The sequence below is a fragment of the Sulfolobales archaeon genome, assembly GCA_038881635.1.
GTDB lineage: Archaea > Thermoproteota > Thermoprotei_A > Sulfolobales > AG1 > WYEN01.
Map to the genome: position 1 here is coordinate 1 of JAVZPJ010000011.1, position 14,175 is coordinate 14,175.

Annotated in this window: 13 protein-coding genes and 1 tRNA gene; 2 read left to right on the plus strand and 12 right to left on the minus strand. The window is 39.7% G+C overall.

The window, feature by feature from the left end; all coding sequences use genetic code 11:
- Positions 1 to 45: 45 nt before the first annotated feature.
- A tRNA-Gly gene (locus QXS89_06465) sits at positions 46 to 124 on the minus strand.
- Between the two features lie 116 nt (positions 125 to 240).
- On the opposite strand from QXS89_06465, the gene QXS89_06470 reads away from it, so the two are divergent.
- Both QXS89_06470 and QXS89_06475 read left to right on the plus strand, forming a co-directional pair.
- Positions 241 to 828 carry a DJ-1/PfpI family protein gene (locus tag QXS89_06470; GenBank protein ID MEM3831821.1) on the plus strand — a complete coding sequence of 196 codons (588 nt, stop codon included), beginning with the start codon at positions 241 to 243 and terminating at the stop codon, positions 826 to 828.
- Positions 829 to 910: 82 nt separating this feature from the next.
- Complete coding sequence (locus QXS89_06475) at positions 911 to 1,522, plus strand: GNAT family N-acetyltransferase (protein MEM3831822.1); 612 nt, start codon at positions 911 to 913, stop codon at positions 1,520 to 1,522.
- Positions 1,523 to 1,562: 40 nt separating this feature from the next.
- Here the strand turns inward: QXS89_06475 and QXS89_06480 are convergent, their stop codons facing one another.
- The 11 genes from QXS89_06480 to QXS89_06530 all read right to left on the minus strand — a co-directional run bounded on the left by QXS89_06480 (position 1,563) and on the right by QXS89_06530 (position 13,752).
- Positions 1,563 to 2,798 carry an MFS transporter gene (locus QXS89_06480; protein ID MEM3831823.1) on the minus strand — a complete coding sequence of 412 codons (1,236 nt, stop codon included), beginning with the start codon at positions 2,796 to 2,798 and terminating at the stop codon, positions 1,563 to 1,565.
- Between the two features lie 200 nt (positions 2,799 to 2,998).
- The gene (locus tag QXS89_06485; protein MEM3831824.1) at positions 2,999 to 4,402 is read right to left on the minus strand and encodes a M14 family zinc carboxypeptidase; all 1,404 of its coding nucleotides are present in this window, start codon (positions 4,400 to 4,402) and stop codon (positions 2,999 to 3,001) included.
- Between the two features lie 391 nt (positions 4,403 to 4,793).
- Positions 4,794 to 5,558: a P-loop NTPase gene (locus QXS89_06490; protein ID MEM3831825.1), complete on the minus strand. Its 765-nt coding sequence runs from the start codon at positions 5,556 to 5,558 to the stop codon at positions 4,794 to 4,796.
- On the minus strand, positions 5,555 to 5,953 hold the full coding sequence (gene hypA, locus QXS89_06495; protein MEM3831826.1) for a hydrogenase nickel incorporation protein HypA: 399 nt from the start codon (positions 5,951 to 5,953) through the stop codon (positions 5,555 to 5,557). Before hypA ends, QXS89_06490 begins: the two co-directional genes overlap by 4 nt.
- Before the next feature lie 2 nt (positions 5,954 to 5,955).
- Positions 5,956 to 6,477, minus strand: a complete 522-nt coding sequence (locus QXS89_06500; GenBank protein MEM3831827.1) for a hydrogenase maturation protease — start codon at positions 6,475 to 6,477, stop codon at positions 5,956 to 5,958.
- Positions 6,478 to 7,956 carry a Ni/Fe hydrogenase subunit alpha gene (locus QXS89_06505; protein ID MEM3831828.1) on the minus strand — a complete coding sequence of 493 codons (1,479 nt, stop codon included), beginning with the start codon at positions 7,954 to 7,956 and terminating at the stop codon, positions 6,478 to 6,480.
- Positions 7,949 to 8,944, minus strand: coding sequence for a hypothetical protein (locus QXS89_06510; protein MEM3831829.1), 996 nt, complete (start codon positions 8,942 to 8,944; stop codon positions 7,949 to 7,951). Before QXS89_06510 ends, QXS89_06505 begins: the two co-directional genes overlap by 8 nt.
- Complete coding sequence (locus tag QXS89_06515; GenBank protein MEM3831830.1) at positions 8,937 to 9,368, minus strand: hydrogenase iron-sulfur subunit; 432 nt, start codon at positions 9,366 to 9,368, stop codon at positions 8,937 to 8,939. Before QXS89_06515 ends, QXS89_06510 begins: the two co-directional genes overlap by 8 nt.
- Positions 9,369 to 9,372: 4 nt before the next feature.
- Positions 9,373 to 11,310: a CoB--CoM heterodisulfide reductase iron-sulfur subunit A family protein gene (locus QXS89_06520; protein MEM3831831.1), complete on the minus strand. Its 1,938-nt coding sequence runs from the start codon at positions 11,308 to 11,310 to the stop codon at positions 9,373 to 9,375.
- Positions 11,300 to 12,628 (minus strand): CoB--CoM heterodisulfide reductase iron-sulfur subunit A family protein, encoded by a 1,329-nt coding sequence (locus tag QXS89_06525; GenBank protein MEM3831832.1) that lies wholly within the window; start codon positions 12,626 to 12,628, stop codon positions 11,300 to 11,302. The genes QXS89_06520 and QXS89_06525 overlap by 11 nt, the downstream gene beginning before the upstream one ends.
- Positions 12,625 to 13,752 carry a 4Fe-4S dicluster domain-containing protein gene (locus QXS89_06530; GenBank protein MEM3831833.1) on the minus strand — a complete coding sequence of 376 codons (1,128 nt, stop codon included), beginning with the start codon at positions 13,750 to 13,752 and terminating at the stop codon, positions 12,625 to 12,627. The genes QXS89_06525 and QXS89_06530 overlap by 4 nt, the downstream gene beginning before the upstream one ends.
- Positions 13,753 to 14,175 lie beyond the last annotated feature (423 nt).

A 14,175-nucleotide genomic window follows, 5' to 3' on the forward strand; every position in this document is an offset into this window, starting at 1 on the left:
CACAAAATAACAAAGAACTAGAAGCCCGGGTTGTGGTGTGGTGTGTGGTGCGGCGGCCGGGATTTGAACCCGGGATCGCCGGCTTGGGAGGCCGGCGTCCTAGACCAGGCTAGACGACCGCCGCCGTTTCTATTTTTCTATATCTGTCTAATAATTTTATTTTTGGGGGTTTTCTCTGTTGTGTTTTTATATTCTTGCTTTTCATAAGATGCTTATGGGTTGGATGTGGGGGTGTTTTGATTGGTTGGGAAGGCTAGGATTTTGATTATTGGTGGAGATGCTGTGGAGGCTTTAGAGATCTTCTACCCCTACTTCAGATTGAAGGAGGAGGGCTGGGATGTGGATGTGGCGGCACCTACTAGAAAGCCTCTTAGAACTGTTGTACATGATTTTGAAGAGGGTTGGGAGACTTATACTGAGAAGCCTGGCTATAGATTTCCGTGGGTTGTAAAATCTCTTTCAGAGATCAAGCCAGAAGAATATGACGGCCTTGTAATACCCGGCGGCAGAATGCCGGAGTATGTGAGAGTAGCAGCCTCTCAACATCTCGAGAAGATCCTGAAACACTTCTTCGAAAGCGGAAAACCAGTTGCCGTAATATGCCACGGCCCACAGATACTCGCCGCATTCGGACTCGTAAAAGGAAGGAGAATGACAAGCTACATAGCTGTAAAACCTGAGGTTGTGAACGGAGGAGCTGTCTGGGTTGACGAAGAAGTTGTCGTAGACGGTAATCTAGTAAGCTCGAGAGCATGGCCTGACAACCCTGCTTGGATGAGAGAATTTATAAAGCTTGTTAGAAAAAGAATCGAAGCCCAACCAAAGTGAAACATCTACACCCTAAAAATTTTTTAGAGAAACCACCATATTCTTATAACTCCACCTACCACTCATATACTCTGGGCATCAATTGAACACCAGCGAAAACCTAGTAGGCTTGTATCACAGAGACTTCACAAGACTAGCTCTACTGAGAGAACACATGGGATTCTGGCACTACTTCTTCGCATCCGCAGTCGAGAAGATCGGAGGAGGCATTGTAGATCTAATCCTCTCCAGCGAGAGAAGACTAGTAGGTCAAGGAGTATTCTACAAGATAGCAACACCAGAAATAATCCTAGGAGTCATATACTACCTGGTCATCGGAAGAGAATTCAGAGGAAAAGGCTTTGGAAGAATCCTGCTAGCAACTCTAGAAGAGATCTTATCATGGGAAGATGCCGAGATCTTCATCGCATCAACCACTCTAGATAACGAAGCTTCAAGAAGACTCTTCAGATCTCTAGACTACAAAGAATTCTCCTGGAAGGATCTATACAAACTACTAGGATCCGAAGAAACCGAGATACTTAGAAAAGCTTTATGCAGCTATGAAGATGATCTTATCATGATCAGATTTGAAAAAAGAGATATAAAAGATCTGAAGAAAGCTCTCAACAAGGAGAACACCTCCAGAAAAACCATAGAGAGAATCTGGAGAGAAATATGCTACACACCATGGCTCAGACTAAGAAGATCCTAGACACCCTAGAAAAACAAAACACACCAACCCAGGATCCAGCCTAGAAACCTCGACCTCTACCCCCTCCAAACCTCTTCAAAACCTGATCTGGGAAGAAGAGAGGAAGCAATATAAATGCCACCGAATAGAGCATGCTCGTGAAGATAAGCGGTGCCTCCAGATACACCTCCATCAGAACACCTCCAACAACTCTACCCACTCCAGCAGGAATCTGCCACGCAACACTAATCAGAGAAGCCCCCCTACCTCTATACCTGCTAGGTATCACACTCATCTCAAAAGCCTGATAGAGCGGATTTGCAACATTCATTAGAACTGTTCTCACAATATACAGTAGAGATGCTTCTAAATAACTTCTTGAGAAAGTCATCGCAAGCATCAATAGAATACTTGGCGATGCTATAATCATATAAGCTCTCAGAGGACCTCCAACCGCGATACTAAACCTAGGTGTTAAAAGCATTAGAAATCCCATTATAAGATTCTGTACCCCGAATACAAGCCCTAGATCTCCACTTGATGCATTGAATTTGAGAACAAAATAATAATCTATAATATGTATAGACATGCCAGCTCCAAAACTCACCACAGCATTCACAATCACAAGCTTAAAAAGCAATCCCAAAAGCATTCTCAAAGTAGCAGGCTTCTCCACAATACTCTCAGGATCATCAGAATACTTCCACCCTCCACCACCAGCAGATCTCTCTCTAATCATATAGAGAAGAGGTATAGAAGAAACCGGAAGAACCACTCCTAGAAATGCTATGACAATTCTATAAGCCTCCACAAGTCTGAACCCGTAGATCTCCTCCATAAGCAGAGGTATCCATCCTCCAAAAGATCCAAGACCTACTCCTACAGATGATACCGCTGAAATATATGGAAAAACCTGATCAAAACTTCTACCTCCAGCCACTCTAGTGACAAGCACAAGACCTGAAACATTTGAAAGCCCTAGAGCTAGCCCTCCCAGAAGAAAATAAGCATAGACCATGAAAATCTCTCCCAAAGACAGGAGAATAAGACTAAAACCCCATAGAAATAGAGAGAACATTAGAACCTTTCTAGCCTCAATAAAATCACTAAGCCATCCAGAAACCACTGTAGCAAGCAGAGAGAGCAGCAAACTCAAACCACTTAAAAACCCATAAGCTGAAGCTTGAACACCCAGCTGCCTGAGATACGGAGCATTAACACTCCACAGAAAACCAGATACCACGGAAGATATCAGACTCACAACTATTACAAGCCTCAGATCTCTGGAGACCGCCAATACACACTCAAACCTTTAGAATAAAATCTTCTAAGACTAATATCTTAAGACTAGCAAGAGAAGATCTCAATCCCTAGTGAAGAAAGAGATCACAAGAAAATCTGAAACCCGCCGGCAATACAATCTAGAATAATTTAAATTCCTCCACCACACCCCCAAACCCAGCTCCAAACCCTACTTCTAATCCTCTCATAAGAAGTCTAATAATGAGATAAGATCTGCACATATAATGCCGTGTATAATCCTGCTGCTAACTGGATCTTAACAAGTTTACTGATATCTATAACACTATATCTTCTCTCTTTCTCGAGGAATTCAAGAATCTCTTTAAACCTCATATCAACCTCCTCACCCACTCTCCTCAGCTCTCCTACTCCACTCTCCTCCTCAAGTATTCTCAGCAGTCTTCGCATCATTCCTACTAGGAGAAGCGAATAGAATCTTCTTATGTATAGGCTGTCGAAAACCTCAGCTATTGTCGCTCTCCTAGAAAGACCTGGATCTTTTAAAGCCCATCTTCTCTCAGCTTCAATAGCTTTAGGAGCTGTCTCTATAAAGTATTCTATTGATTCTATCAGCAGTCCTGCTTCTGAACATATATCCACACCTCTCTTTAACTCTTGAATTCTACTCCAGATATCTCTAATAAAACTGTAGATCTCTTCCCTCCATTTTATAGACTCGAGAACAGCATCTCTTCTTATAATATCCGACTCACTTACATCCTCGATCCTAGGATCGTATAGATATGGTACTTCTGTCACAAGCTCTACAACAGATGGATTCAACTCTCTAGCATAATCATAGCTACTACCACCATGTCTTATAACTTCAGCAGGATTCAATCCCTGGGATTCTAGAAAGTCGTAGTAGTCTTTCACAGAAACCATCATATATACAGCTCTCGAGAGAGTACGAGCCCATGGAACCTCAGGTTCTCCAAGACTTAATGGTATTCCAAGAGTTCTAGGGTAGAGCTGAAATATAGGATATAGCAGTGGTGCCTCAGCTGATATATAGTAGTATACTCCTCCAAAACCTGCGTTATGAAGACTATATATAAAATCAGGTCTATACCGATCTATTAGATTCATTAGAGCTCTAGTCCCCGGAGTAGGATTCTCAAATGAATACATCTTATACCTTATAGGAAAACTCCACTCAATCTGAACATTACCAGCAGGTCTGTAGTAGTTCTCAGCATAAGTCTCTATCGTAAAAGGCTTCTTAAACCAGCCTTCATTCATCCTCAGCCCATCAACATCTACAGCTTTAACAACAACCCATGTATAGTTATAAAGCTTTCTAAGCTCCTCATCAGATGCCAGAACCCTTGCTAAGTACTCGAGAGTAAGAGTTCCAATAGGCTCATTAGGATGTGGTGCTCCGAAGAGAAGCGCGGTTTTAGAACCTCTACCTATGATCAGAGCTCTAATCCTCTCACCACATCTACTACTTCCAGCATCTACCACTCTAACAACATCTCTATACTCTCTAGCTAGCATATCCGTGGAATCCTCAAGCTCTTTAAACGTCATAAAACCTCTGAAATCAGGCACACCCTCTAGAACTCTACCTATCACATCTAGAGCCTCATGAGACATGAGAATATCATCTAGATACTACTAAGCATCAGAGTTAAAAACCGATAACAGAGATCTTGAGAAGTAATGAATCAAGATCTTATAGTTATCTCTATAACAACCGATATATGTAGAAGACAGTTCCAGACCTGAAAGTTCTGAGATCTCGAGATATATTGCTTCTAGAGATAGAGAACATAACAAGATCTATAGATCTATAGGAGCTGATGAAGGTCATAGCCGGAGTTTAAGATATGAGACTTATATCAGAGCTGAACCCTTGTTTTTAACTGATCTATAGATAAAAACCTAGAACCTATACATATCACAATACCAGACTCTTAGCTCAAGAACTTTAATATCGTCAAGCACTAGCTACACACATGAAAGCTCTTTAATCTCCATACCAAGATCACAGGTGCTTCACAATACTCGATACAATCTTACTATGAATATCCTTATACAAGCTGGTTTGTTTTAGCAGTGAGATACTGCCATAAGCTTTTTCCAATGAAGTATCAAGTCTGAGTATACCTAGAACTCTAATATTTTCGTTTCTCAGCTCACTTAATAATCTCTCCTCAAGATCTTTATCACCAATGCTCATATTAAATATCAAACCTATAGGTTCTATCGAGAGTTCTCTGAGAACCTTTACCAAGTTTCGTGTAGGCTGAATTGAGAGAATACTTGTATTTGAAATAATTAACGGTCTGGTCAAATCCTTCATAAATTTGATGATATTTAGGTTAACATCTGTGAATGTTGGTGGAGGATCTACTATTAAGATATCAGTGTCTCTCCATATAGTTATTGATAGTATTTCTTTGAAAACTTCATCTAACTCTCTACCTCTGAGAGGTGTTGGGTTACCTTTAGTATAATACGCTAATGTAATAAGTCTTAAGCTGTCTATACGTGGAGGTATAATACCTTTCTCCTCAACAGGTTTAATAATCTCAATATCTACACCTAGTACTATGTGTAGTGTTGGATTTGTAAAATCCATATCTATTAATCCAACTCTATAACCATGCTCGCTTAGAGAGAGAGCTAGGAGAGATGCTATAGTAGTTTTACCAACACCTCCCTTAAAACCTAGAACAGGTATTATAGTTCTAATACTACTTAATCTCTCTCTAATCACATGTATTCTAGGATCTATCATGTTGCTCATGTCTCTATAACCTCAACAATCTCCTCTATATAAACACCTCTCCCACTAACTATTTCAAAATCTCTAGAATTACATTTAGGACACTTAACATAGGCGTGTATAGACTCAGGTATGAAGTGTATCATTTCAGAGATATCTTCACCTAGGTCTTCAGGATTTACACTCCACTCATAATTACAAAATCTACACCTAAGACTTATACCTATATCTCTTACCTTGACCTCAACTTCTCTAAAACCCTCAATCCTCAGCAATTCTTTCACATTAAATACTAGAATATCTTTATCTATATTCTGAAGTCTTCCTACAGCGATTGTCACCCCTACGATGGTTCTACCTCTATAATTGTTAACAATATATCTCACTATAGACTCTGCAATAGCCCATTCATGCATTGCTATAACATCCTCTCAGATTTTCTACTGCTATTTGATGTATATATAGAGTCTATTATCTTGATCACATCACTACATATCTCTGAGATCTTATTTTTAAGCGTATCCGAAAGCTCTTCTGAGAGAGTCTGAGTATCACTTATACCGATACCTATAACATATATCTTCTCGGGAGGCTCTAGATTATATACTTCAAGGATTCTTAGTACATCTGCAAGGCTTAAGGAGTGAGGAGCTTTTACATGACTTCCATAGAAATCTTTAGGATCTATAAGATGTACTCTACCAATATCATCTGGATTGTCAACGATAATACTATCTACTATGATCAACTCCTTAACACCACTAATAATATCTAGTAGAGATATCCAGGATCTCTCTAGTATCTCTACTTCAAAGCCTCTCTTCTCTAGATCTCCTCTTAGCAGTGATCCTATTACTAACCCTATTTTATCTTCAAGAAAAATACTATTACCTAGAAAAAGAATTTTTCTATCTCCTCTAGTTTTCATATTTGATGCCATCTAATCTCTAAGATACTTCTTTCCTAAGAGCTCTCCTCTCTCATTATAGAGTTCTACCACGATCTTTAACTCACCTGGTAATGCATGAGTTCCACATGCATGACATGGATCGTAGGCTCTGAAAGCCATCTCAACCATATTGAGGAGGCCTTCTCTAACATCTCCACCCTTAATTAATGCTCTCGCAGCTTTATCTATAGACATGTTTATTCTCGCAGCATTAAACTGTGTAGCTACTAGTAGATTAGCTTTTCTCAGAATACCTCTCTCATCACTCTCATAATGGTGTATGAGAACTCCTCTAGGAGCCTCAACAACACCAATACCTGTAGGACCTGGAGTCTTAGTCGGTATGTTAAGCACCTCTCTACTCTCAATATCCGGGTCTTCAGCAAGTTCTTTAATCCTCTCAGCAGCATATATAATCTCTACCACTCTAGCCCAGTGCATTGCCAGAGTGTAATGCGCTGGTTTCTCACCTAGAGTCTCATACATCTCCTCGAAAGCTTGCTGAGCCATTGGAGTTGCCATAGAATCTGAGACATTTAATCTCGCTAGAGGTGCTACACATAGTATTCCACTATCAGGTCCTTCGACGAAACCTTTCCATCCAATCGGCTTCAAGTATGGGAATTTTATATATGTCCACGGCTCTATATGCTCAGCTATGTAGTTGAGGTATTCGTGGACATCGAATTTAGCGTATTCTCTCCCCCTAGGATCTATTATTCTAAGCTTGCCGTCGTAGAAGTTTAATCTATTCTTATCATCTACCAAGCCCATATAGTAAGTCTCATGTCTATAAACATCGCTTGTTACAAGCTTATATATGCTTGGATCACCTAAGACAATACTCTTAAAGATCTTATGCGTTGTTATTGCAATTTCTATTGCTTCATTAACAGATTCTCTCAGCTCTTTAACCACCTCCGGCTCTAAAGGTTTCGATATACCACCAGGTCTACCAAAAGGTGGGTGGATTGTTTTACCCATAATCTTCTCATTTAACTTTCTAAACTTCCTCCTAACACTCACTATCTTATATCCTAGAGCTCCAACTTTCTTTAAAACACCAACTATATTCCTCTCTTCTTTAGGAGCTTCTGGACCTACTATGAAATCCGGTCCTGCAAGCACGTAGAAGTGCAAAGCATGGTCTTCAAGCATGAAGATATTATATGCAAGTTCTCTGATCTTCTTCGCTGCAATCGGAGGATCTACATGGAATAAATCATCTAACGCCTTAGTAGAAGCCATATGATGTGCTGTAGGACATACACCACATATTCTAGGAGTTATCACTGGCGCATCCTCAGCAGGTCTACCTTCTAAGAACTTCTCAAATCCTCTCAACTCTGGTACCTGTAGATAAGCTCTTATACAATCTCCTTTTTCATCAAGGATAGCTATAATTCTCCCATGACCTTCAAGTCTTGTTATAGGATCTATTACAATCTTCCTCATCCTAAAACTAGACACTCCTACCACCCCACTTCATTAAATTAAGTCTAAGTCTTGAAGCTGGTAGTGTGAATTTATAGACTAAACCCGCAGGATCTGGCAAACCTTCCTCAATTATTCTAGCTATCTCTCTCTCATCCTTAGAATCTATTATACTAGCAAGGAATGATATAACCTTACCACCGTAATCTATATGTGTCTCTAGAGGACCGTAGCATCCTATACATGGCATAGCAGCTTTAGGACATAAAGCAGTACATCCTCCTCTAGTAGAAGGCCCTAGACATGGGATACCTTGAGCAAGTAAGCATTTCCCAGGATCTATTCTCGTATTATATATTCTAGATATCTTCTTAACTAGAATCTTCTCTGGCTTAGTTGCATTTAGCGGACACTCATCGCAGAGAGCTCTCTGAGAAGCTCCTATAACCGAACCTTTTGGAGGTATCTTTCCACTGAGTAGCATCTTTAAAGCATTGAGAGTAGTCTCCGGTGTTGGAGGACAACCTGGTATATAATAGTCTACTTCAATAACAGCGTTCAAGGGTAAGAGTATTGGTAGAAACTCTGGAAGCTCTAGTTCTACACCTTCCTCAGCAACATATTTAACCATAGGCTTCCTATCTCTCTCATATACTGTTGGCACTTCAGAATAAACTCTCGATAATATCTCCTCACGAGAGTAAAGATTAGCTAAACCAGGTACTCCACCCCATGAAGCACATGCTCCATAAGCTATAACAATCTTCGCTTTTCTTCTAAGAAGTCTGGCCATCTCTACATGCTCGGATAGTCTTACACCACCATTTATTAAAGCTACATCCACTGATTTATCTGGAAGCTTCTCAACATCTTCCTTCTTAAAATCTACAGCTACAGGCCAGAATACTATATCTAAGATGTTAATCAGCGACGGCTCATCACTTACAGCATCAACCTGAGCCTCCTCACATCCACCACAGCTAGCCATCCAGTAGAAAGCTATACGTATCTTACCCTCACTCAATCTTTCCCACCTCTCTCACCACCTTAAGAGGTCCTAGTTTTCTAATCTTCTCAACCATATCCTGAGCTACTTCAATAAGTTTCTTAGCATCTGAAGCCGCTATCCACTCCAGCCTAAACCTCTCAGATTCCACACCCAACTGTTCTAAAAGTTTTCTCAGTAGAATTGCTCTTCTAAGAGCTTTATAGTTGCCCTCTATATAGTGGCAGTCTCCAGGTCTACAACCAGCAATAATAACACCATCAGCTCCATTAGCGAAAGCTTCTAATACAAGTTGAGGATCTACTCTACCAGAACACATAACTCTTATAATTCTTATATTAGGTGGATACTTCATCCTGCTAGTCCCAGCTAGGTCTGCCGCTGCATAAGCGCACCAATTACATGCAAACATCAAGATTTTAGGCTCGAATCTCTCACCCATACTCTCACCCTTTGAATGCTCTTACTTGAGCAATAAGCTGTACATCTTTAAATCCTCTCTGCTGCATAGCTCCAGAGGGGCATGCCGCAGCACAAGTACCACATCCAGCACATAGAAGGGGGTTGACTGAGGCTATAGTCCTACTATCTACTTGCTTAAGTGATATAGCGTTATAAGGACACATGCCTATGCATACTCTACATCCGCTACATAGATCCTCATTAACAGCTGCTATCTGAGCCTCGCCAGCTATTATATCTTTACTAAGAATCGATAACGCTCTTGAAGCTGCAGCACTTCCATGAATTATACTCTCAATAACACTCTTAGGACCAGTCACAGCTCCAGCTAAGAATATTCCTCTACTCGCAGCCTCTACCGGTCTGAGCTTTAGATGTGCTTCATTTACAAATCCTTCTTCTCCACAGCCTACCCTGATAACATCTAATACTTGTCTCAAATACTTTCCTGGAGCCATACCTACAACTAGCACGACTAAGTCTGAGGGTATCTCTAAGTACTCGTTAATAGTTATATCACGTACATAGACTCTAATATCTCCATCTTGAACTCTAACCTCTGGAGTCTCCCTATATCTAACAAATCTAACACCTTTCTCTAAAGCCTTCCAATAAATATCTTCATCATAGCCGTAGGTTCTTATATCCTTGTGAAGAATATATATTGAAGCATCTGGCATCTGCTCTAAGATCTTAATAGCAGCTGATAACATAGCTGAGCAACACATTCTAGAGCAGAATTCATAAGATCTAGGTGTAGTCTTTAGAGACCCGACACATGATATGAAAGTTATTCTCTTAGGCATGCTACCATCTACTACAAGCCTCCCCCTAGTAACCCCCTTCTCATCGAGAAGTCTATGTAGCTGGAATAATGTAATAACCTTACTACTTAACCCATAACCTAGCTCACCCTTCTCAGGATCATAAGGATCATATCCTGTAGCTAGGATTATAACTCCAACCTCAACCTCCTCGACACGCTCCTGTTCTGATAAATCTATGGCTTTAGCAGGGCATACTTTAACACACTCACCACAGAGAGTACATGCTTCTAGGTCGATCGCGTATATAGGTGGGTATGCTCCCTCAAAGGGTATGTAGATCGCTCTCCTCTTCATGATACCATACTCATACTCATTAGGTACTTCAACAGGACACACCTTAACACACTCACCACAGAGAGTACATTTTGAATTAACACGTCTCGGTTTAATCCTAATCCTAACCTTAAAACTCCCAGCTGAACCTTCAACAGATTCTATCTCAGAATTCACATAAACCCTTACACTTGGAGTCTTAGCCAGTTCATTAATAGCTGATTTTACGAGTTCATCACCTCTAACCCCTAGATATCTTATTAAGGGGATCCTAGCCGTGTGACCTCCTAGCGCATGTTTCCTCTCAACTAAGTACACATTAAATCCTGCTCTAGCTAGTTCAAGAGCGCTCCTAATTCCAGCAGCACCTCCTCCGATTACTAGTGCATTTCTAACTACACCGACCTTAGCCTCTTCCAAAGGCTCTAGTAAGGCTGCCTTAGCTACAGCCATTCTAATTAAATCCTTAGCTTTTTCTGTAGCCTCTCTCCTATCAGTATGAGCCCATGAACAATGCTCTCTAATATTAACCATCTCGAATAGATACGGATTTAATCCACCTCTCATAACTGCATTCCTAAATGTTACCTCGTGAAGAGCTGGAGAACATGCTGCGACAACCACTCTATTCAAATTATACTCTTTAATATCATTTACAATGAGCTCCTGCCCTGGTTCTGAGCACATGAACATGTAGTCTCTAGCTATAACAACATTTGGTAGTGTTGTAGAGTATTTAACAACTTCTTTAACATCAACAAGCCCAGCTATATTAGTCCCACAATGACATACATACACTCCTATTCTAGGCTCATCGGGCATAAGCCGCCACCTCCCTCCTGCTGATAGCATATGTAGCCGCTCTAACAGCTGCCGCACTACCCTGAGCTACAGAATCCGGGATATCTTTAGGTCCTGTAATCGTTCCAGCCATGTATATCCCTTCAATAGGGGTAGCTATAGGATCCTGAGGATCTAATGTTTTAGGTCTTCCACCCTCTACAAGTCCTAGATCAGCTAGGAATGCTGGAGTATTGGGTACTATTCCTAGAGCTAGAACTACCATGTCAGCTTCTATCTTCTCTATAGTACCTTTTAGAGTATCTTCGTAGGCTATTATTAGATTCTTAGTCTTCTCATCTTCAATAATTTTAGCAGGTCTCCCTCTAATGAATTTGATCTTAAATTCTTCAATAGCTCTCTCATAGAACTCCTGAAATCTTTTACCAAAAGCTCTTATATCCATATACAGAATTGCTATATCAACATCTGGTTCATGCTCTTTAGCTAGGATAGCCTGCTTTATCGACGCCATACAACAATATGCTGAGCAGTATGGGTTAATCCTATAATCTCTAGAGCCTACACACTGGATAAATACTATCCTCTTAGGATGCTTTTTATCAGATCTCCTTAATAACACACCTCCAGTAGGTCCTCTAGCATCTAGTAATCTCTCAAACTCGATATTAGTATAAACATTAGGATACCTACCGTAACCATAGAGTGAGAGTGCTGGATGCTTAGGATCTACAAATCTATATCCTGTAGCTACTATTACAGCATTAACATATAATTGTATAATCTTCTCTGTATCATTAAAGTTTACTGCTCCACTAGGGCATACCTTCTCGCAGAGTCTACATGATTTAAGCTTAAAATACAGACATATGCTGGGATCTATTATAGCTTTTAATGGGACAGCCTGGGGGAAGGGTATGTAGATAGCTTTCCTCATTGATAGACCTTCATTAAACTCGTCTGGAGCTCCTAGTTTATCCTTAGCAGGGCATTTCTCAACACAAGTACTACACCCAGTGCACTTAGTTTCATCAACATATCTGGGATACTTCTTAATGATAGCTTTAAACACTCCATTTTTCTCTCTTGTTAGACTAATAACCTCGGCATTAGATATAATCTTTATATTAGGATTCCTAGCAACCTCAGCCATTTTAGGAGTTAGAATACATGAAGCACAGTCTAGAGTTGGAAATGTCTTATCCAGCTGAGCCATCCTACCTCCTATGCTAGGCTTCCTCTCAACAAGATAGACCTTAAATCCCATCTCTGCAAGATCTATGGCAGCCTGGATTCCAGCTATACCTCCGCCAACAACTAAAATCTCACCACTACTCATCGAACAAACCCCCTCTCCTTAAGCATTTTAAGTCTTGCAAAGTATATGGCGAAGGGTCTATAAGCTAGATGCGACCATTTACCGAAAGGTACCATTAATACTAGAAAGCATGCAGCAAATATTATATGTAGTGCAAACATTACATAGGTTAGGAGCGGGTAATCTAGAGTTCTAAATATTCCAGTTAATACCCCGGATGCTACAGTTAAAGCTAGCAACCACGTGTAAATCCAGTCGCTAGTATGAGAGTACTTCCATACATGATACTTCTTCTCAAATCTCCCCTTAATTATATAGAATAACCCGATCAATAGTAAGATTATAGATATAATGCCTAGAATACTGAGAGGATGTTTAAATAGGAATGGCTCGTTAGTAAGAGTAAATCTTAGAAGAACAACGAATAATAGAAATGATAGAGCGTAGCCATAGAATATCATTAAATGAATGAAGTGATACTTTCTGAAAGAGCATTTTGAAAGTTTAACCTGGGTAAAGAAATGCTTTGGAATCTCAACCAGCTCCCTAAGCGCCATACTTAGAGGTATACCTTTAAGGCTTCCAACAGTAAACCTATACATTCTATAAATGTTTAATAGAAGGAATAAAGCTAGCAATGCAAATACTATTAATCCTGCAGTATCAACAACTACTACAGGAGCAAATGTTTCAAGCATTGTACGATCAGTAATAATAGGGCCTCTAAAAATCAAGCCGATAAGTAGTGTTATGGTAGCCACCACAAGTACTCCTATCAGCCAACCATACTTCGTTAAATGTAAAAATCTTGAAACACGACCTGTAAAATCATATTTAATTATAAGATATCTTCTAGCAGCTGCAAGTATCTCTGAAGGATCAGCTCCTTTAGGACATGAATCTGAGCAGTCGCCACAATGATAACAAAGCCAAGGCTCAAGAGATGCAACAAGCTTATCCTCAACACCTAGTTTAACATATTTAATAACTTTCCTGGGGAAAGGCTCTCCACCATACTCCTCAGAGAAAGGACACGTAACTGTGCATACACCACAATCAAAACACTTACGAATACCAGATGCTCCAAGCATTTCAAGTGTGTTCATAAGATCAGGTTTAATTCTAAGAATACTTATTTTTGTCATCAGTATATATTATTATCCAAAACTTATATTTTTTCTTTAATGTGCATTTGAATGAATATATGTATGGTTTCAAATAGTTCTTTATAAAACATTTTTATTATAGCTTATATATAATAAAGTGTTTTAAGAATTACTACTATTACTATGGCTGATATTATTAAGGCTACATCTAATATTTTAGTACTCAGAGGTATTTCAATAGGAGTCTGATAAATAGACTATCGAAAGACCTTGAGAGATAATTCTATCTTATACTTTTAACGAAGGCTACATACTTCTGGGAATGATCTTTGAGGAGATCTCTACGATGCGAGGTTTATATCAGGATTGAATCTTGTGAATAAGATATAATAGGGTTAATAGATTAGCAGATCAATTTCATTATCTCTTCACAGGTTTAAAATAAGAACAGTATACCTATAT